Annotated in this window: 21 protein-coding genes; 2 read left to right on the top strand and 19 right to left on the bottom strand. The window is 36.2% G+C overall.

Translation table 11 applies throughout. The features are described 5' to 3' along the window. Position 1: 1 nt before the first annotated feature. The 19 genes from RTX21_RS09870 to RTX21_RS09780 form a co-directional block, all read right to left on the bottom strand. Positions 2 to 376 carry a 3-hydroxyacyl-ACP dehydratase gene (locus tag RTX21_RS09870; RefSeq protein WP_312767253.1) on the bottom strand — a complete coding sequence of 125 codons (375 nt, stop codon included), beginning with the start codon at positions 374 to 376 and terminating at the stop codon, positions 2 to 4. A gap of 2 nt (positions 377 to 378) precedes the next feature. Continuing rightward, on the bottom strand, positions 379 to 1,032 hold the full coding sequence (locus RTX21_RS09865) for a hypothetical protein (protein ID WP_312767252.1): 654 nt from the start codon (positions 1,030 to 1,032) through the stop codon (positions 379 to 381). After that, positions 998 to 1,624, bottom strand: coding sequence for an outer membrane lipoprotein carrier protein LolA (locus tag RTX21_RS09860; RefSeq protein WP_312767251.1), 627 nt, complete (start codon positions 1,622 to 1,624; stop codon positions 998 to 1,000). The genes RTX21_RS09865 and RTX21_RS09860 overlap by 35 nt, the downstream gene beginning before the upstream one ends. Beyond that, entirely contained in the window at positions 1,617 to 2,372 is a 756-nt protein-coding gene (locus RTX21_RS09855) for a polysaccharide deacetylase family protein (RefSeq protein ID WP_312767250.1), read from the bottom strand. The genes RTX21_RS09860 and RTX21_RS09855 overlap by 8 nt, the downstream gene beginning before the upstream one ends. 102 nt (positions 2,373 to 2,474) lie before the next feature. Then, entirely contained in the window at positions 2,475 to 3,536 is a 1,062-nt protein-coding gene (locus RTX21_RS09850) for a beta-ketoacyl synthase N-terminal-like domain-containing protein (RefSeq protein ID WP_312767249.1), read from the bottom strand. After that, positions 3,533 to 4,732 carry a beta-ketoacyl-[acyl-carrier-protein] synthase family protein gene (locus RTX21_RS09845; RefSeq protein ID WP_312767248.1) on the bottom strand — a complete coding sequence of 400 codons (1,200 nt, stop codon included), beginning with the start codon at positions 4,730 to 4,732 and terminating at the stop codon, positions 3,533 to 3,535. Before RTX21_RS09845 ends, RTX21_RS09850 begins: the two co-directional genes overlap by 4 nt. 3 nt (positions 4,733 to 4,735) lie before the next feature. After that, complete coding sequence (locus RTX21_RS09840; protein WP_312767247.1) at positions 4,736 to 4,993, bottom strand: phosphopantetheine-binding protein; 258 nt, start codon at positions 4,991 to 4,993, stop codon at positions 4,736 to 4,738. Between the two features lie 60 nt (positions 4,994 to 5,053). Further along, positions 5,054 to 5,596 (bottom strand): 3-oxoacyl-ACP synthase, encoded by a 543-nt coding sequence (locus RTX21_RS09835; RefSeq protein ID WP_312767246.1) that lies wholly within the window; start codon positions 5,594 to 5,596, stop codon positions 5,054 to 5,056. 7 nt (positions 5,597 to 5,603) lie between these two features. After that, positions 5,604 to 6,737: a beta-ketoacyl synthase N-terminal-like domain-containing protein gene (locus RTX21_RS09830; protein ID WP_312767245.1), complete on the bottom strand. Its 1,134-nt coding sequence runs from the start codon at positions 6,735 to 6,737 to the stop codon at positions 5,604 to 5,606. Beyond that, positions 6,737 to 7,156: an acyl-CoA thioesterase gene (locus RTX21_RS09825; protein WP_312767244.1), complete on the bottom strand. Its 420-nt coding sequence runs from the start codon at positions 7,154 to 7,156 to the stop codon at positions 6,737 to 6,739. Before RTX21_RS09825 ends, RTX21_RS09830 begins: the two co-directional genes overlap by 1 nt. Then, complete coding sequence (locus tag RTX21_RS09820; RefSeq protein WP_312767243.1) at positions 7,146 to 8,405, bottom strand: ABC transporter permease; 1,260 nt, start codon at positions 8,403 to 8,405, stop codon at positions 7,146 to 7,148. Before RTX21_RS09820 ends, RTX21_RS09825 begins: the two co-directional genes overlap by 11 nt. Continuing rightward, positions 8,395 to 9,147, bottom strand: coding sequence for an ABC transporter ATP-binding protein (locus tag RTX21_RS09815; protein ID WP_312767242.1), 753 nt, complete (start codon positions 9,145 to 9,147; stop codon positions 8,395 to 8,397). The genes RTX21_RS09820 and RTX21_RS09815 overlap by 11 nt, the downstream gene beginning before the upstream one ends. A 1-nt stretch (position 9,148) precedes the next feature. Continuing rightward, the gene (locus tag RTX21_RS09810; RefSeq protein WP_312767241.1) at positions 9,149 to 10,144 is read right to left on the bottom strand and encodes a BtrH N-terminal domain-containing protein; all 996 of its coding nucleotides are present in this window, start codon (positions 10,142 to 10,144) and stop codon (positions 9,149 to 9,151) included. A 2-nt stretch (positions 10,145 to 10,146) separates the two neighbouring features. Then, entirely contained in the window at positions 10,147 to 10,551 is a 405-nt protein-coding gene (locus RTX21_RS09805) for a hypothetical protein (RefSeq protein ID WP_312767240.1), read from the bottom strand. Positions 10,552 to 10,553: 2 nt separating this feature from the next. Continuing rightward, complete coding sequence (locus RTX21_RS09800; RefSeq protein WP_312767239.1) at positions 10,554 to 10,997, bottom strand: ABC transporter permease; 444 nt, start codon at positions 10,995 to 10,997, stop codon at positions 10,554 to 10,556. 6 nt (positions 10,998 to 11,003) lie between these two features. Then, positions 11,004 to 11,435, bottom strand: coding sequence for a hypothetical protein (locus tag RTX21_RS09795; RefSeq protein ID WP_312767238.1), 432 nt, complete (start codon positions 11,433 to 11,435; stop codon positions 11,004 to 11,006). Beyond that, positions 11,435 to 12,559: a beta-ketoacyl-ACP synthase III gene (locus RTX21_RS09790; protein ID WP_312767729.1), complete on the bottom strand. Its 1,125-nt coding sequence runs from the start codon at positions 12,557 to 12,559 to the stop codon at positions 11,435 to 11,437. Before RTX21_RS09790 ends, RTX21_RS09795 begins: the two co-directional genes overlap by 1 nt. 19 nt (positions 12,560 to 12,578) lie before the next feature. Next, positions 12,579 to 13,493 carry a dialkylrecorsinol condensing enzyme DarA gene (locus tag RTX21_RS09785; protein WP_312767237.1) on the bottom strand — a complete coding sequence of 305 codons (915 nt, stop codon included), beginning with the start codon at positions 13,491 to 13,493 and terminating at the stop codon, positions 12,579 to 12,581. Positions 13,494 to 13,534: 41 nt separating this feature from the next. Further along, positions 13,535 to 17,185 carry an MMPL family transporter gene (locus RTX21_RS09780; protein ID WP_312767235.1) on the bottom strand — a complete coding sequence of 1,217 codons (3,651 nt, stop codon included), beginning with the start codon at positions 17,183 to 17,185 and terminating at the stop codon, positions 13,535 to 13,537. A gap of 161 nt (positions 17,186 to 17,346) precedes the next feature. On the opposite strand from RTX21_RS09780, the gene RTX21_RS09775 reads away from it, so the two are divergent. Together RTX21_RS09775 and RTX21_RS09770 are read left to right on the top strand one after the other, a co-directional pair. Next, a complete protein-coding gene (locus RTX21_RS09775) occupies positions 17,347 to 18,453 on the top strand; it encodes a hypothetical protein (protein WP_312767234.1) in 1,107 nt (368 codons plus the stop codon). Positions 18,454 to 18,470: 17 nt separating this feature from the next. After that, positions 18,471 to 20,489 carry an FG-GAP-like repeat-containing protein gene (locus RTX21_RS09770; protein ID WP_312767233.1) on the top strand — a complete coding sequence of 673 codons (2,019 nt, stop codon included), beginning with the start codon at positions 18,471 to 18,473 and terminating at the stop codon, positions 20,487 to 20,489. Positions 20,490 to 20,641 lie beyond the last annotated feature (152 nt).

Below are 20,641 nucleotides of genomic sequence, written 5' to 3'. Positions count from 1 at the left end.
ACTACAATTTTTTATAAGTAACCGATAGTTTCAATGCAATAGTTTCGCCAAAAATTGTTGTATTCTTTACTTTTATCTCGTCCTCAGTTTCATTGATATCCAAATCCAAAACTAAATCTGGTGTTTCAAATGGATTGATGATTGCCATAAACTTGACATTGGAAGCCGATTTCAAGAATAATTTTGAGCCAGTGAATTTTTCTGTCAGGTCTTTTACGATCTGCATCATACAAACGCCTGGAGTGACAGGATTTCCCGGAAAATGACCTTTAAAAATATCGTGTTCTTTGTTCAACAGGATATTGGCCAAGAAATTTCCGTTATCGGCCTTTTCATAAGAATGTAAAGTGTAAAAATCTGTAAGTATGGTTTGCATGGTTATTCTGTTTCTTGTTCTGTTTCAGTAATTTGATTCAGGTTGATATTGATTTTAAAATCTTTGTGCTGAAGATTGATTATCTCTGCAAAAGTAGACTTTTTCGCATCAAAAGAGAAATTGATTTTTTCTCTGTTGTTTTTGATGTAAATGATTTGAGTGAGGATGTCGTTTTTCTTATCAAAAAACAGATAGTAGATATTTTTATCAATCTTAGAAATATCAATGATAGATTCGTTGTTCTCAAATCTTTCAGAAATGGGATAGCTTTTTCTCAGTAATTCCTGGAAGTCGTTTTTAAGGAAATTGATGACCATTTTTTTATCCAGATCTGCCAAGACATAATTGAGTTTGAAATAATTGTTCTCGCCGATCTCAAAATCAATCATTTTGTTTCCAAAATCAGAGGTCATTACAACGCGATGTGCCGTTTCGGAAATTTTTTTAATGATAAGAATTCCGCTGATATCATTACCATAAACTTCCATCTGGCATTTATAAACGTAATCCTGAGATGAAGTGAAGTAAAGATTCTCGGACTTGAAACTTTTGTGAATTGGCAAAGGTTCTACATTTTCCAGCTTGTAAGTTTTACAAGAAGTCAACAGCAAAAAAATCGGACTATAAAGAAAACTCTGAAGCAGCAATCGACGCATTGATCTTTGTATTTTTGAAAACAATATTCGTAGTATCTCCTGATGCTTCCGTCATATTGACCTGAGAAACAGTTGATTCATTTTTTGGGAATTGCAATTCGATTTGTTTGATATATTTCAATAGCTGAGCAGATTTCGGAGTGAATTTGGCAATGTTGAAGCTGGCATTTTTGAAATAACTCACAGAAAATTCCGGGTCATTGAACATTTGTCCGTTTGAACTTCCAACAATCAGTTTATTGATTTTTTCGAAGGTCTTGCTTTTTGCATCAACAGAAGATTTTTTCCCCTGGTCGTTGATGTAAATCTTGTTGTCTTTGAAAATAATGCTGTACTGGTAGGGTTTTGTATATTTCCAGCTCAATGAATTTGGAGATTTTAAAGACATTTTTCCGTAAGTCACAATGCTTTTATCCAGAAAATCCATCTTTTTTGTTTGCGTGAAATCTGCTTGTAATGTTTTGATTTCTTTTGTTTCAGAAGAAACTTTCGTTACAAATGCTTTAGATTCTGCAGAAGTCATCGCTGTATTTTGCGCAAAGACGAAACCTGAGATCAATAAAAAGGAGCTTAAAGCTATATTTCTAATCATTATTTGTAGAATTAGTCATTGAATCCATCGTGAAAGTCGAGTACTTTTCACGCTCCAAAAATAACAATAATTCGACCAAAACATTGTGAGTTTTCTCCGAAGTGTCGTGGAGCAGAATAATACTCCCTTTATTAAGATTTTTCGTGATTCTATTGTAGATTTTCTTTTCGTTGTTAGTTACAGTATCCAATGAACGGACGTTCCAGCCAATACTTTTTTTCTGAGTTTTTTTGATAGCTTTTGCAATATTCGGATTGGTGACCCCGAAAGGCGGACGATACAGATTGGTTTTAATATTCCCGATTTTAAAAATTACTTCATCACATTTTTTGATTTCCCCAAGCATTTTCGAACTCGATAAAAATCCGGTGTTATTGGAATGAGAATAAGTATGATTCCCTATTGCGTGGCCTTCTGCAATAATTCTTTGAAACGTTTCGGGATATTTTTCAATCTGTTTTCCTATGCAGAAAAAAGTTGCTTTTATATTCTTTTCTTTTAATAGATCCAAAAATTTCGGAGTCAGTTCAGTTGGTCCGTCATCAAAAGTCAAAGCAACTTCTTTGATTTTGGTTCTTTTTTGTGTGATAGAATTAATGAAATATTTCAATTGAATATCAAATGAACCCCAAACCACAGTTGCTGAAAAGAGGATGAAACAGAAAATATACATCCAGATACTTCCATTGAAAACATAAATGAAGCTGTTCCAAAAAAGATAAAGTAAGATGAAAGAATAGTATTTCATTTTCCGATTTTTAACCTGTCTTGTCATTCCGTAGGAATCTCGACAGCTTTGTTTAGATTCCTACGGAATGACAAAGTTACTTTTTAATATTGCCCAGAATTATTAAGCTTTCTCCAGCAAGACCAAGCTATGGTCGTTTCCTCCAAGATGATTGTAAAGAAGAATGTTTTTAATTTCTTCCTTTTTCACAGAATTAATTTCCATTACCTCCGGAATTTCTTGTCTTTTCAGAATATGACAAGCCATAAATGTTGAAAAACCGCTTGCTGTGTTGAACTCTCCACTCAGATGTTTGTAATATAATAAAGATGAATCTAGAAATAATTGTGAGGCTTTTTGATAATAAACATCAGATTCCGAATCTCCACTGTAACCTAAAATCACAGCATCAATTTCATCATTTTTCAAATTATTTTTAGCTAAAAAATCCCCAACGAATTGTTGAGTTTCTGCTAATTCTGATTTATTAATGATTTGAATATCTCTTAGTTGTGCATAAGAATTTTCTGTTTTATCTTTTCCTAAAACAAAAAAGCTGGCGCCCTCTCCCCAAATGACACCTTCTGTTTTTGAATTAAGATATTCAACCGGAAGATTCTCTTCTTTCTTAATGGTATTGTTGAGTTTGTACAATTCCATCGTTCTGTCGGTTTGCTCGTCTGTAGAGCCTACCAAGACATTTTCGGCTTCGTCATCATTGATTTGAAGTTTTGCATCTAACATAGAAAATTCCAAAGACGAAGATGTATTCACGTAAGTGAAGTTGTAAGCGTGGCATTGCAATCCTAAAGCAATCTGTCCAGCAACCGTATTATGTGTGGACTGGATAAAAAATGTAGGCGTCAGAAATTCTTCATTGTTATCAATCACATTTTTCAAAAACTTTTCAGAATCCTGGGAACAACCCATTCCTGTTCCGACAATGATGGCATCAGGATTTTCGATTCCGGCTTCTTTCAAAGCGTATTGTGAAGCTACAGAACTCATTTTTACAGTTTTGGACATTCTTCTGCTCATTGCAGGTGGAATGAATTCTTTGTAATTCGGTTCGATAGCTTTTAAAACCTGAAAAGATTTCTGAGGTTGTAAATTCTCGAAGAAATTTTCATTTAAAGTGTCCTGAACCGAGATACAGGCTACACTGTTGATATAAACTGCACTCACGATTTTGAGAAAATTAAAGTTGAACAATTTCCTCCAAAACCAAATGAGTTGGAAAGGACATGATCGATATTTTTCTCTTTGAGTTCAGTCACAGGTTTCAAATCAAATTCTTGCATTTTAGTTTTAAAATTCAGATTCGGGAAAATGAGATTGTTTTGAATGGCCAACAGCGAATAAACCGCTTCAATCCCTGCCGCCGCAGCCAAAGTATGGCCAGTAAAAGCTTTTGTAGAGCTGAATTCCGGAACTTGGTTTTCTCCGAAAATCCGAATCATAGCAATGCCTTCGGATAGGTCATTATTAGGAGTTGCTGTTCCGTGAACGTTTATATAATCGATGTTTTCTTTATCCAAACCTGAAACTTTCAACGCTTTTTCCATGGCTAAATAAGCACCTTGTCCGTTCTCCGAAGAAGCAGTTTGATGATGTGCATCGTTGGCATTTCCGTATCCCGAAAGATAACCCAAAACTTTTTTATTTTCTTTTTTCACGACTTCGTCAGATTCCAAAATGATGAAAGCGGCTGCTTCGCCCAGATTAAGACCTTTTCTGTCATTGTCAAAAGGTGTGTTGTAAGAATCAGTAAGAATCATCAATGTATTGAACCCGTTCAAAGTAAATTTTGAAAGAGAATCCGTTCCACCGACAATTACTCTGTCTAGAATTCCATTTTTAATAAGCTTTGCACCTATCATAATCGCATTAGCAGCAGATGAACAAGCTGTGCTGATGGTCGAAACCATACCTTTTAAGCCGAGATAATCAGCGATTTGAAGAGATGAATTCCCCGCATCGTGACCGTCGATATATTTTTGCTTTTCAGGGAAGTCTTCGTAGGTGTAGAAATATTTTTCGGTAACATCCATTCCGCCAACGCTTGTTGAGGAAATAAGACCTGTTTTATATTCATTAATATCTGAAATTCCGGCACTTTCTACGGCTTCTTTTGCAGCAACCATTCCTAATAAAGAGGTTCTTGTCGCATTATTATCTTCATTTAACTGAAGTTTTTGCACCAATTCTTCATTAGACAATTTGATTTCGCCGGTTTTGATATTTCCAGAATGACGTGTCTCAAATAAGCTGATATCCGAGATTCCGTGTTTTCCGGATTTTAGCGAACTTAGATTTTCCCCAACATTGTTTCCGATCGCAGAGACGATGCCCATTCCTGTTATGGCAATTTTTTGACCCATCAATTATTTTGTGCGATTTTCTTCGATGAATTTCGCCATGACTTCTATAGATTGGAAGATCTCTTTTCCTTTTTTCGGATCAGATAATTTGATTCCATATTCTTTTTCGAGAAGAACGATAAGTTCCAGAGCATCGATAGAATCCAATCCAAGACCACCTCCGAATAATGGGTCGTTGTCTTTGATGTCTTCTACAGCAACATCTTCAAGGTTAAGAACTTCTACGATTTTGTTTTTTAATTCTAATTTTAAGTCGCTCATAATTTTTATTTGTCAACGTATAGATTTTTAGTCTGATACACTTTATTGATAGTTAATTTTTTACTTGTTTAGCAAATATACAAAAGCTTGATAACTTTCCTGATATAGTTCTACCCAGCCGCATAAGACTTTTTCGGCTTTCCCGGACTGCAAAATCTGTTCCGAATAATTGTTTAGAAATTCTTCATCCAAATTGTCCAAGACAAAAAAAGCATTCTCTGTCTGCATTTTGTGTTTGATGCTGACTTCGCCAACGCAAATATTCGGTAAAGTATACACAAAAACGGCAGGACTAGGGAAGTAATTGTCCTGGGAATTGATGCTTTCCTGGTATTTAAAATCAGTGTCAAGGCTTGATGATCTATTGGCGAAAACCAAAGCTGTTCTGCTATGGTCTTCGTCTTTTAAAATCATTTCAGAAGCGAGAAAAGCAAGCTTACTCAAATTATCCATTTTGTGGAATTTAGGATAATTCAGCTCTAAACTTTTGTAGGCTTCTTTCGCAAAATCTAAAAAATTTTCAGTGTGGGTTTCAAAAATAATGTCGTTGTTGAGAACGATTTTTGAATTTTCTATGGTGCAAATGTCTGTTTTCTTCATCATTTTCATTTTAGCATTTTTCTAAAATAATTGCCGCATTACACCCACCAAAACCTGAAGCTGTTTTCAAAATATATTTGATTTCCGCAGATTGATTTTCTTTAATAATATTCAAAGGTTGAGAAGTTCCCGTTTCTTTGAAGTTTTTAGATGGAATTAACATATTGTTCAAAGCACTTTCCATTGAAATAATGCTTTCCAATAATCCTGATGCGCCCAAACAATGCCCGTAATAACCTTTCATACTGTTCAGTGGGGCATTTTGTAATTCCATTCTGTTGAAAGCGATGGCTTCCATTTCATCGTTATATATTGTTGCAGTCCCGTGTGCGGAAATAAAATCAATTTTTTCTGCTGAAACGTTTGCTTCTGTCATTGCATTTCTGATGCTTGCAAATAATCCGTCACCTGTTCTTGAAGGTCCTGAAATATGATTGGCATCATTGATGGCTGAATCTCCAAGAACTTTAAAACTGAATTTTTCGTTTTGATTTAATTCTGAAGTGATGTAAACCGCTGCCGTTGCTTCTCCAATATTGATTCCGTTACGGTTTTTATCGTAAGGCTTACAAATTTCTATTCCAATTGCCTGGAACGAATTGAATCCTGAAATCACAAACTCGGAAATTTCATCTCCGGCAATCACAAAAGCATCTTTATATTTTCCCGACTGAATCATATTCTTCGCTACAGCAATCGCCATCACTCCCGAAACACAGGCGTTAGAAACGACAATCGGTTTTGTTTTAAATCCAAAAAAATCAGCAATCTTTTGAGCCATTTTTGAAAGAAAAACGCCTTCCGGTAAGGCTTTCTGATTTTTTAATAAGCTGATATTTCCTTTTGTTGTTGATAAAATAAAAGCGGTGTCTTCTGAAATTGAGTGTTTTTCTACCAAAGGTTTTAAACTCAGCAAAAACATTTTTTCAAGCCGAGTAAAATTGTGATTGTTGAAGTTTTTATTAAATTCTTCATCTAATTTCTCAAAGTCAATCATCGAAGCATAAAAAGGCTCCTGATTTTCTATGATTTTATGTAAAGCGACACCGGATTTGCCTTCCAAAAGGGCATTCCAGTTCGAAGAAAGATCAAAACCTAAAGGCGTGACGCAGTTGTAATCTGTAATGTAAACTTCCTCCCTCATTACAATCCCATTTTATCTTTCCAAGTTTGAAAAAACTCAGGATTATACAAACATAAATTATTGTCAGAATCCAGGAAAACCTGAATCGTTTCTCCTGAACAAACCAATTTATTTTCTTCGTTAAAAAGCTCGTATTTATAAATCAACTTCGCTGAAGTTGAATTCACGAAAGTCGTAACAATCTTGAATGTTTCTCCGTATTTTAAAGGAAGAAAATGTTCGCAGGTACTTTTCACAATTGGTGTTACAAATCCCGCTTTCTGGATATCAAGATAAGTTAAACCGTGCTGTCTTCCGAAAGCTTCTCTTCCATCTTCGAAATACACGATGTAATGACCGTGCCAGACAATTCCCAACGGGTCTGTTTCATTGAATCTTACGCGTACTTCTTCTGTACAAGTTAAATCTTTAGACTGCATTTTGTTTTCTTTCGTAAAATAATGCAATGGCAACCATTGCTACATAAAATAAAAATAAGAAAATCAATTCTTTGGCAATTTCGCCGATTCCGCTGTTTCTTAAAATGATGTCGTAATAAGCATTCAAGCCCCAATTCATCGGAGAAAATGCTGCAATTTTCTGCATAAATTCAGGCATCAGAAATACCGGAACCCAAATTCCACCGACTGCAGCCAAAACAACAACCGAAGTTGCGCCAAACGGAGCAGACTGTTCCTGTGTATCGGCAATTGTTCCTAATAAAACTCCGAATCCGATTGCGGCTAATCCAGCAAACAAAGTGACGATGATAAGGTTGAACATTTTTCCGGTCACATCAAATTGCGGTAAATCCATATACGGGAAAAGCCAGATTCCAACGGCAACCATCAATAAAAACTGAATGACGCAAATAATCAGATATGTAAATGTTTTTCCTAAAATATGAATGTAATACGGAGTCGGGCTCACACGAACTCTAACGCTCGTTCCCTGACTTTTTTCTTTAACTAAATTAATCGACAAAGGCACCACAATGAAGAAAATTGCAAACAACGCCCAAGCTGGAACATTGTGCTGAACCGAGTTGGGTTTGGCTTCCAAAGCTGATTTCGGAGCAATTTCTTTAAAAGTAATCAAACTCTTGTTATCCAAATCTTCTGTCGTCCCCAATTGGTCTTGAAATGCTTTATAGATTTTTCTATTCTCAATCTCAAAAACCATTTTGTTGATGGCATTCATCACAGAATTTTTGAATCCTGCGTTTGTTGCTGGGTCAAAATATAAATGAATATCTTTTGCTTTTGAGGCTACAACTTTTGTCGCAGTCGAATCGGATTCTAATCCAAATGAACTGACAATCGTCTGAACTTTTGAATCGATATTTGAGTTGATATCCTTCGTCAAATTCTGAGGAATGACAATTGCCATTTGATATTCCCCTGAAAAAACAGCTTCTTTAGCCGAATTTTCATTGTAATTGGTCAAAAGCTGAAAACTTTTGCTCGCTTTCAGTTCGGATTCTATTCTTTTTGAAATCTCAGAATGGTCGTTGTCAATGAAAATAATCGGAATTTTTGAACCTTCCAGATTTTTAAACGTCGAATCTTGAATCAGTGTTATGGTAATTATCAGCAACAAAGGCATTAAAAATATAATGACAATTCCTCCGATATCACGCTTTAATAAAAGGATTTCCTTAAAAAAACTTCTCCACAGTTTATACAACATCTCTCAGTTCTTTTCCTGTTAATGATATGAAAACGTCTTCTAAGTTTTCTGCATTGGTAACTCTTTGTACCAATTCTTCAGGCGTTCCGGTTGCGTGGATTTTTCCGTGGTCGATAATCGCAATTTGGGTACAAAATTCTTCCGCTTCCGATAAATGGTGCGAAGTATAAATGATGCAGGTCCCTTTTTTATTTAAATCTAAAAGATAGTCGATAATTGCTTTTTTAGACTGAACATCAACTCCAACTGTCGGCTCGTCCAGAAACAAAACTTTCGGATTGTGAAGGGTTCCTGCAATTAGATTGCAACGACGTTTCATTCCTCCCGAAAACTGGTCGACTTTTTTATCTGCAAATTTTGATAAACCCATTAATTCTAAAGATTCATCAATTGTATCTCTTAATTTTTTGTGGCTTAAACCGTAAAGACTTCCGAAGAACATTAGATTTTCTTTGGCAGTCAAAGTTGGATACAATGCATATTCCTGTGGAACAACGCCAATAATCTGCTTGAGTTTTGTGCTGTTTTTCTGAGGCGAAAGTCCGTTGATGGTAAAACTTCCCGAAGTTGGTTTAATTAAACCTGAAAGCATAGAAATCAAAGTTGTTTTTCCGGCTCCATTTGGACCAAGGATTCCGTAGATTTCGTTTTTAGATATATTTAAAGAAATATCATTTACAGAAAACTCTTCTGCATTTTTATATTTCTTATAAAGGTTTTTTATTTCGATAATATTCTCCAAACTAAATCGCTTTTCTCAGTTTTTTGTAAAAAGCTTCTTCCAAATCAGCGATGTGAAGCATCGATTTTGAAAGCTGATTATAAATATCACTTTTCGAATTTCTGTTTTTGTAAACTCTCGCAATGTCAACAGCAAAATCTCTCCAAAGGTCGCCAATTGCGGTGATTTCTTTGGATAATTCTTTCAATTCGTCGTTTTTAAGAATGACAGCAGCTTCCTGTAAAAAAGCTCCGTAAATAAACCTGAATCCGCCACCGCCTGTTCCAATTTCTTCCTGCATTCTGATAAGTTGTCCCAAATAATGATTGGTCACTTTTGTTCCTTTTTTATCTGCCCATTTCGGGATGCTTTTTGCCACCCAGCGCATTGCTTTTACACCAATTAAAGGAACCGGAGCGAGCATATTTTTGCAGGTGTCTTTAATTCCTTTTTTTATGGCTTCTTCCAAGTTTACATTTTCAGGAATGTGCGTTGGGAAATACATATGACCTTTCGGTGGAAGTGCACCTTTTGCGTAACGTACTTTTTCCAATTCGGCTTCGGTAAGGGAAGTTGCAAAATCCATTACAGGGTCGCTGATTAAAAATCTTCCGTTTTCTTTTCCGTAAACGACAAGATTGTGAGCATTAAAATGGAATTTATATTCTTCAGGAAAATAAGTCAGGTTGAAAACACCAACCTGCAATCCTGTCGGGATATTTTGTTCTAAATTTTTCTCTAAAGCGGTTTGCGCATCTTTTGGATTGGAGAATTTCTGTCTTTTGATTTTAATTCCCAGCCTTTTTGCGGCTTTGCTGAAAATCGCACCCGGCATCGGGCGGTAGCTGAATCCCGGCGCAAAATTCACTTTCAGGAAAGGTAAATACACGAAAAACAATCCGGAACCGATTCCGAAAATCATTGGTTCGCTGAGTTTTAAACCTTTATTCAGTAATAGATTGGAGGCAACACCGTTTTCGCAATGTGCGGTTTGGTGATGTTCAAAATTGATTTTCATTGTTATTTACCGTCGAAGTTTTTTAATTCGTCTACCGAAATGCCAAATGCATCTGCATATTTTTTCAGTGTAGAGTCGCTGAGTTTTTTGAAAATATTGGGTTTTGCGTGTCTTTTCACAGTCCATTGCCATTTGTCGACATAAGCTGCAAGAACTTGTAAATCCATTTTATTCAGTTCCATAAAATAAATGATTGGACTCACCAGATTGTTGGCCACATTTTGTCTGGCTTCTTCAATTCTTTCGTAGATGAGTTCCATCGATTCGTCCAACGCTGCTTTTTTGGCTTCCCAACCAATACTTTGTGCGGTGGTGTAATTGTTATTTTCATCAGTCACATATAACATTTCGGTCATATTTGCTGATTGCATACTACTTTCGTCCTGTGGAATATCTTGCTTTTTCATCGTTACTGTTTTACTTCTTGGATAAACAAATTAATTTCGGCTCTGATTAATATTTCATCATCAAGAAAAGTCTCACAAAAAATGTTGCAGATGTTTTCAAACTGAGAGATTAATGACGCTTTTGAGATGATGATATCGTCCACTTTTGGCAATGTAAAAATTTCTATTTTTTTGATATTCGTAATGAAACCAATCACTTTTGTCTCAACATTCGGATTCTGAAAAAAACTTTGTCCGAGGATTGATGAACACGTTTGTGCCAGGTTTTCTATTAATCCGGCTTCAATAAATTTGTTATCAGAAACAAAAATATTGTCTTGAGTGATTTTAAATGATGTGATGACTTTATCTTCCTTCAATTCCAAAATATAATCCGTCATCAGCATTGGTTCGCGATGAGGCAGAAAATTGTGGATGTTGATCAAGCTTTCGTCCTTCAGTTCCATTTAAAATTATTTCACAACGGTTTTCATCTGCGATTTTGCAATCACTTTATCATTGATTCTAGTTATGATCTCTACCAGCGTTACGCTCATCATTTCATTAAGGATTGTAGCTTCCGATCTCAATACGTCTCCGACTTGAGGTAAACTTTCAGCTTCAAAAGATTTGATAGCGCCGATGTAGCCTGTCGGAGATTCTTTGCCTAAAAGAAAATATTTATAACCCGTATGCAGAGCCACACTCTGCGCCTGATGCTCGATCAAACCTGAAGCCTGAAACGTATTTTCATTAACAAAGATATTATCTACTTTAATGACAAATTCGGAAATCAAATGATTTTCCGAATATTCCAGAAGTCCACTCACCATTACAAAAGGGAACTTTTGCGGGATGAGACTTTCTATGAAATCTTTGTCGGAGTCTGGTAATTTGTTTTCCATTAGCAAACCGTCAATAATGCACAAGAATAGGCAAATCTCCCACTTTCCGGAACACAAAGAAGAATTCTTTCTCCTTTTTTAAGTTTTCCGGAATTCATCAGTTGTTCGACAGCGATGAAGATGGATCCAGCACCGATGTTCCCAACCTCGGAAAGATTATAGAACCATTTTTCCCAAGGGAAATCCAGGCCAACTTTTGCAAATTCTTCTTTTAGTCCATCTTTGAAATAACCGGAAGAAATGTGCGCCAAAACGTGATCTACAGTTTCAGGATCCAATTGGTGTTTGTCGAAAGAAGTTCTCAGACTCTGTGCACCTTTTACAAGGATGTATTGATCCAGTATCTTTGTGTCTTGTTTCAAAGCAAAGATCGATTGCTTCAACCACTCGTCGGAAGGATAATCTGCCCAGGATCTCAGACTTCCGTCTTCCTGTTTTTCACATCCGGAATACATGCAGGCTTCGATCTCGTGAGCATACGAATAGAAATCGATCCATTCTATTCTCAGAGAAGTTTGGTTTTCTCTCGGCTTATTTTCCAATAAAAATGCACCGGCACCATCAGACAACATCCATCTCAAAAATTCTCTTTTGAAAGCAACAATTGGTCTTTCTTCCAATAGTTTCAGGTTTTCCGCTTCGTGGTCAAATTTGTCCGCTGTCATCCAGGAAGAAAATCTCTCGGAACCTACACAAACAGCATTGTTTTTCACACCAGCTTTTACGGATAGGAAACCGTAGTTAAGCGCATTCATCCCGGAGTTGCAAAGTCCCATTGATGTGTTGATCTCAACAGATTTGTTTATACCCAATTCACCGTGAACCATAGATGCGTGTGACGGCTGGATCTGATCTGCAGAAGTTGTTCCGCAAGACAACAGTTCCATATCTTCTTTTTTAAAATTCTCGTCAAAAAGCCCATTGATTGCGTTAGCTGTAATCTGGGCGTTGGTATGAGTTGGATTTCCATTTTTGTCAAGGGCGTAATATCTGGTTTTGATCTGATTATTTCTCAAGATCAGTGCTCTAGCTTTGGAAGGTGTATTGTTTACCAGACCCAGATAGGTTTCCATATCATCATTGGCTATCGGTTCGTTTGGCAGGTATGTAGAAGATTTGGTGATATACTACGTTACTCATTTTCTATTTTAAATTAATTCCTTGTAAATATTCTCTTTGTTTTTTTCTTTTAAACCACAATAACGGCGCTAATAATATATGAAAGACTAAAACGATGGGAGAAATGACCCAGATCGCCGCCATCAAATATACCTTAAAGAATTTTATCAGCAATGGGCGTTTTTCTTTTTTCTTGATGATAAGATTGGACCAGACGGTAAAGATTTTGTTCCCGACTTTCTCTACTCTTACCAGAAAAGGTCTTATCTCTACCGCTCCGTTTTTCACAAGATCGGGCTGGAGATTCTTTAAATTATTATTGCGGAAATGCTCTTCAATAATCTTACCATACTTTACAGAACCGGCAATTTCTTCATTAGAAATTCCGGCAGCTGGTAAAATTCCGGATTTTTCTTTCTGGCCGGTCGTTAACCAACGTAGAATGGTAAGGACGCTGGTATAGTTGTCGTGCCTGTCAACCAACGCGATGTTTCCAACTAATTTAGCTTTGAGGTCACGCAGGTAGACTTTCAGTTTTTCCTGAGAAAGCATCCACATATTTCTGGTTCCTGAGATGGTAACAACAGGAGTGTCTTTCAAAATATTTTCTGCATAACCGCTTTTCAGAAATGAAATGATCGGAATCGAAGGTGTCAAATACCAAACCTGATATCCGAAAAGGATAAGGTCAAATTTTTGATTCAGAACATCTTCCGGAGGAGGAAGGATCTCACTTGGTATTTGCAGATAGGATTCTGGAAACGTATTGAAAAAGACATCGCTTGGCCAAGGAAAAGGAAAGTCCTTTTTTAATTTGATGCTGTAATATGTGACCTGATATTCGTCTTTTTTATTTTCAAATGGTCTTGCGATATTCTTTACGATATCTTCTAATTGACCCGTTTGCGAATAATAAATGACCAGTATGTTTTTTGGCATTAGTAAGTATATTTGATACAAAAATATACTTTTCATATTTATTATTCGCGGCAGAATATGTTAATTGAGTCTGATTCGAATTTTAAATTGAAATCGGTATTTTGAAAACAAGAATTATCAACATTTAGTAAAATGATTTTCTTTGGTAAAATCTCAATTTCATTGAAGTCAAAATTTTTGTCAGATACCAATAGAATATCAATGTTTATTGAGATCTCTGAAAGGCTATTGATATAATTTATCTTCCTTCTTTTGACAAGATAATTTTGTTCGGCAACTTCTCTTTTTTCTTTGTTTTTTATTAAACTGAATATTTTTCTTCCGGCTTGTTGAAGTGTCATCAGAATATCTTTTTGTCCAAAGTCATCAGCAATATGCAAGATATTGGCGTCAACCGGAATATGCTTATTCAATTCGAAATAAACTGATTTGTTCATTTCAAAATCCTTTTTGATTGCTTTTATAACCTCGGTTTGTTTATAAAGAAAACTTAGGAATAATTTTTTCTTGAAATAATTTTCATCTTCAATTTCGTCTCTCAGTTTCGCAAATTCTTTACGGAAATAAGCATTGATTTTTTTCGTTCTTTCAGAATAATTTTTTCCAAAACTCAAATCGTCTTTGTGAATTCTGGTGCCTACTTTTACAGTTATGCTTCCATCATATATGACAAAGTCGCCTTTCGGTAAAACTTCGGAATTTCCGTGGATATAGATCGGAAGAATATCCAAATCGTATTCTTCTGCCAGGTAAAATGCACCTTTGTGGAATCGTTTTATATTGTTGGTGTAAGACCTTTCCGCTTCCGGGAAAACTACGAGGGAATAACCCTGATCTATTTTTTCTTTTAATTTTTCTTTTCCATTTTCGATGCCCTGGGAAACAGGAAAAAAACCTAAAGCCCTCACCAATTTTCCAAAAACAGGAGAGTTCCAGACCCAGTCATTGACAAGATAGACGATCTTATGTGTTGTCATTGCAATCGCCAATGTGTCAAGGAAAGAAGTGTGATTGGCAATGATGATCGCAGGTTTACCGAAATCTTCATTCGGATTCCTGATTACTTTTTTCTTGACAAACGGATTTGAATATAAAACGGATGTCAGAAATTTTGCCAAAATTAATTTGATGAAATCTAAAGTTCTTCCTTTCGAACGTTTCACGAAGATACTTCCAATCGCTGAAAAAATCGATCCGCCTAAACCGTAATATAAAAATGATAGAACAGAATTTAAAAATAATCTAAAAGTGACCGGTGATAATCCTTTTTTCTGTCGGTTGATAATTAAAAACCTAAACCAGAACGGATATAAAGTCGAGGTAATGACAATCACGGAAAACATTCCGATCAAAGCAACCAGAGCCAAAGAATGCAAAGCCGGATGTTTCGCAAAGATCAAAGAGCCAATCGAAAGAATCGTTGTGAAAACGGCTAAAATAATCGAGATTCGGTATGTTGGAAGTTCATTTTTCCCTGTTGTATGTTCTTTTTGCATCGCTTTCGTCAGGAAAATGCTGAAATCGTCCCCGACTCCGAACACCAAAGTGCAGACAACGGTGCTGAAAATATTTAATTCCAAACCAAGAAAATACAGAATTCCTGCGGTCACAACTCCCGTTAAAACGATCGGGAACATCGTGAGAACAGACAATTCAAAATTTCTGAAGAAAACAATAATGGTTAAAATTATCGCTAAAAGAGAATAATTAATTAAGGTGTTGAAATCATTTTTCAGCAAGCCCAAAAAGTTCTCGTTCATTTGTTGGCGGTCGATTGCCAAAGCTTTATGGTTTTTTTCCACATCTCTGATGAAGGCATCTCGTTTCTTTTCGTCAACTTTCACCACATTCGAAACCGTATAAAAACCATTGTCGTTGCTCAGGAATTCTGAGATTTGGAGCGCCTTTATTTTTTCGTAGTCTTTTAAGCTTAAGGAAGAGTAGGATTTGTTTAAGTTTTCATTGAACTGGTCAAAAGCAGCAGCATTGAAGCCGAACTTGTTCCCGTTTTGAACCAATTCAGAAATTGTCTGATTTTTTTTGTTTTGATTCCAGAAGTTATTCCATCTTTCAACCTTTTTTTGTTGGTCTTCTTTTGATAAAACGACATTTCCAAGCGAATTATAACTTAATATTTTTCCTTCACGTTTTTCTTTTTCCAAAAACTGGCTCAACTTAGAATTTCTCGCCAAGGCTACACTTTCAGAATTTCCGTAAGAGATTGTGTAAATCGATTTTGAAGTAATATCCGATAATTTTTCAAGCTTGGCTTCGCTGATCTTCAGGTCTTTCGGAATATAATTCAGATCACCAATATCTTCATTGAAACCAACATGACGAAATCCGAACAGACAGGCAATGATCATCAGAGAACAGCCAATGATCAAAGGTTTGTTCTTTTCGTAAGGATAATTTCCGATCTTATCAATAAAATTAGAATTGGTCTCGCTGTTTTCTTTCGGATGGTACAATTGTGGAACGATGATCAAGGCGGCAAAAGAAGATAGGAAAACGGTAATCGCTGCGAAAAGGCCGAGGTCTTTTAAAGCTTCGGAACGGACAAAAACCAGACATAAAAATGAGACGGCTGTTGTCGCACTGCTCAGGATAATAGGTTGTGTAATCTCCTTGTAAAGTTCTTCAATATTGTTGTTGTGCTTGTAATGCGTCAAAATATGAAGGGCGTAATCAATCGTAATTCCGATGAGGATGGCTCCGACACTGAGTGAAATTGCCGAAATTTTATCTTTAATGAAATATAAGATCATCAGCGAAATGAAAACGGCAAAAACGGTCGGTAAAAAAACGATCAGAGGCGTAAAGAAATTCCTGAAATAATACATCAGCAATACCAGTAAAACCGTCATCGAGATAATGACCGTATTCTGAATATCTTTTTTGATCTGCTGAGCATTGGCAACAGCGATTACCGGCGAACCAAAGTAGCGGATCTCCGTTTTTCCTTTGAATTGCGTATTGAGGTCATCTTTTATTTCGTTGAGCTGATCAACAAAAACTTCATTGTTCTTGGTGTCGTTGCTTTTGTTTTTCGGGTCGATGAAAAGCAGAAGGTTTTTCCCGTCTTTGGTAACGATGTAGTTATCTTCCAGTTTGAAATCTTTGCTGATATTCAAAGCATTCAGTTTTTTGATTCCAAGAAACGTAATTCCAAGTGGATCTTTTTTAATGAATTCTTTTGTAACCAAACTTGTTGGAGAAACCAGCGAGACATAATTGTTTTCAACCTGTTTTGCAATGCTGTCTTTATTGAGTTTTCTTTCGATTTCTTTGTAATCATTTTCATCCAGAAACAAAGGGAGATTCTGATTTACAAAATCAAAGGTCTCGGAGATTTCATTGTCGTTTACCTTCCCTTGGACCGAACTGATGTATTTCTGTAACGGTTCTGTTTTATTTAAAAAAGTATCGGCAGTTTCAGAAAGCTGGAAGTTATCATCTTTCGATCTGTTCTCAATAATGACGATGATCTTATCTGAAAAGTTGAGCTGTTTCAGAACTTTTGCTGTCAGATCAGATTTTTCATTTTTTGGAATGATCTGATTGATGTCTTCCTCAAAATTGATTTTCGAAGCAGAAAATCCGCAAATGAAGAGGATTCCCAAAGCAAAAGCGATGGAAGCAAGACGATTTTTGAAAATCAGATAATATAATTTGATGAAAAAGCGATGCATTCTGAATACAATACTGCAACTATGATCACAGATAGAGATAAGGTTATAATTGTTTTGTTTTTTTCAGACTAACTTAAGTTTGCGAATTTAGTGATTTTTGTGTTTTAAAAAATCTGACTAACAGGATTAATTATTATATTCGTTGTGAATAAAATAAAAATATGAAAAAAAACTATTACCTGTATTTTCTGATGCTCTTTTCATTGTTGGTTTCCTGCAAAGATGATGGAACTGTTGTGGATTCTTCAATCTCGGGTACTACTGTCAATTTTGATATTAATGCTGTCCCGTATTCCAAATTGTCAGCCTATTCTTTTTTTAGTGGAGATCTTAAAAATTTGACACCAGTAGCTAAAGTGATTCCTTATGAACCGGCTAGCTCTTTGTTTACGGATTATGCCCAGAAGAAAAGATTTATCTGGATGCCGGAAGGTACGAAAGCCATATACGAAGAAGATGGTAAAACACTCGATTTTCCAGTTGGAACCACCTTGATAAAAAATTTCTATTACACCACCTTACAGCCAAATAATACTATGAAGATCATAGAAACCCGACTGATGATAAGAAAATCTACAGGTTGGATCTTTGCAGAATATATTTGGAATGATGCCCAGACAGAGGCGAGTCTTTTAACCGGTGAAGATTTTGAAAATGGCAGTACACAAAGTATTACGTTCAAAAAACCGAATGGTGATGTGGCCTCAACAGATTATAGCATACCTTCAGAAGATAACTGTTTTGCCTGCCACAGATTAGACGGTAAAGCAATCCCGATTGGTACGAAGCCTCAAAATTTGAATAACCTCTATAATTATTCTACCACGAATATTAAAAATCAGTTACAAAAACTGGTAGATGAAGGTTATTTGGCGAGTTATCCTGCTACTATCAATTCTACAGTAGATTATCACGATACCAGTAAACCTTTGGATATACGTTTGCGCTCCTATCTGGATGCAAACTGTTCTCATTGCCATCAGCAAAATGCACGTTGTGATTATCGTGCCCTAAGATTACAATTTAACCAGACCACAAACCTGGCAAACCTCGGAGTATGTGTCACCGCGGTAGAACCTGTGGGTTCTAGTTCTACAATTTCAAAAATTGTTGCTCCGGGAAATTATAATAAATCGGTGATGCATTATAGACTTCAATCCACTGATGGAAGCAATATGATGCCATTATTGGGAAGAACAGTTGTACATGACGAAGGTCTGCTATTGGTACAACAATGGATCAATTCATTAACGCAAACTTGCAATTAAAAAAACTTATAACAAACATGAAAAAACTACTACTATCTACCTTCTTGTGCTCTATAACTATTGTGATAGCACAAACATCCTGTAACAATGCGGTGAATCTTACTGGTATAGGAACATATACGGTCAGTGGGATTACCGGAACGCCAGCTCCTTCTACATGCGGATTGGAGTACGGTATTGGAACAGCCGGAGCATGGTACAAATACACGCCGACCCAAGAAATGAATGTGACAGTGTCCACAGTAATTCCTGGACAAACAAATGATACGAGAATAATGGTGTATTCCGGAGATTGTACAGCATTGGCTTGTTTAGTCAGTAATGATGATTATTCCGGATATTCTGCGCAGGTAAATTTCAGAGGTTCTGCCAACACTACATATTATATTGTCTTTGATAATAAATGGAGCAGCTCAGGATTTCAATTCAAATTATCAGAATCTGTAGTGGTACCGGACAGGCTTTCGTTCACTTCCCAAATAGTAAACGGGGCTTCTTCAGCATATAATAATTGTATAGTTGACATGAATGGAGATTATCTGGATGATATTGTTTCTGTGGTCAGTAAAACAAAAATTGTAATCTCTCATCAAAAACCGGACGGAGGATTTACTGATGTTACTTATACGATCCCAAGTACCATAGTAGAACCGGAATGGAGCATTGCCGCAGGAGATTATGATAATAATGGCTTCAATGATCTGATCTATGGTTCATCAACTGGTGTCACTTTTGTGAAAGCAAATGCGACAGGAACAGGATATACGATTGAAAGAAAGACCCAAAACTATTTGACACAGCGCACCAATTTTGTAGATATCAATAACGATGGGAAATTGGATGCTTTTGTGTGTGATGACAATGGTCCTAACAGATATTATCTGAATGACGGAACCAATATGAATCATAATCGTGGTGGTTTAGGTGATTTTCCTTCGGGAGGTAATTATGCTTCTACTTGGGTGGACTATGATAATGATGGAGATTTGGATTTGTTCATCGCAAAATGCGGAGAAGGCGGTTCAGGAGTTGGAGGAAATATTGATGAGCTGCACAGAAATAACGGAAACGGGACTTTTACCAATGTGGCTAACACGGCTAATTTGGCTGAGCCTTCCCAGAGTTGGTCCGCAGCTTGGGGCGACTTCAATAACGATGGTTTGATGGACACGATGATCGGGATCAATTCTGATACTGATGGACTAAATAAGGTCATGAAGAATAACGGAGATGGAACATTTACAGACGTTACCGCAGGTTCTGGATATGAAAACATCACTGACTCTAGTAGAGAATATGTAACATACGACTTTGATAACGATGGCTTCCTTGACATATTGGGTGCGGGAAATACCATTATGTTCGGTGATGGAAATTTTCATTTTACTCCCAACGGCAATCCTTACAATCTGAATATCTATCGTAGACCAGTTGGAGACCTAAACAATGATGGGTTTTTGGATATCCAAAGCGGGCAGAATATTTTGATAAGTAACGGAAATAGTAACAAATGGCTAAAGGTTACACTAAAAGGAGTTCAAAGTAACAGAAATGGAATCGGAGCAAGAGTGGAGATCTATGGAACTTGGGGAAAACAGATCCGTGATGTGCAAAGTGGTACAGGTTTCGGAAATATGAGCACACTTAATACCCATTTTGGGATTGGACAAGCTACTGCGATTGCCAAAGTCGTAGTAAAATGGCCATCCGGAAAAGTAGATACTGTTGAGAATGTAACGCCTAATACAACATTAAATATTGTAGAAGGTTCTACGCTAGGAGTTTCTGACATTCAGGATGGTAAAGAGGCATTTGCTGTTTATCCTAATCCAAGTAACGATGTTGTTAACTTCAAAACAAAAAAAGGATTTTTGCCGATTGAAGCCAAATTGTATGATATGAATGGGAAGATCGTTTTACAAAAAGAAGTTGTCGATAATTCGATATCTATTAAACAATTAAGCTCAGGAGCATATCTTCTTGTTGCGAATGATAAGGCAGGAAATGTTTATTCTCAGAAAATTATAAAAAAATAAATTTCACTTAATAATTAGCAATCAAGCCTGCATCAATTGATATAGGCTTTTTGTTTAAAAATACAGTTCTTTTGGTGCAATAGTTTTTTTGAATCATCACAAATATTCTATATAAAATAAAAAACGCCTACTTTTGCAAAAATTTTTCTAGG

Origin of the sequence: Epilithonimonas sp., from assembly GCF_032054305.1 — a bacterium.
Classification (GTDB): Bacteria; Bacteroidota; Bacteroidia; order Flavobacteriales; family Weeksellaceae; genus Epilithonimonas.
Note: the sequence above shows the minus strand (reverse complement) of the source record. Positions and strands in the feature narration are given on the sequence as shown.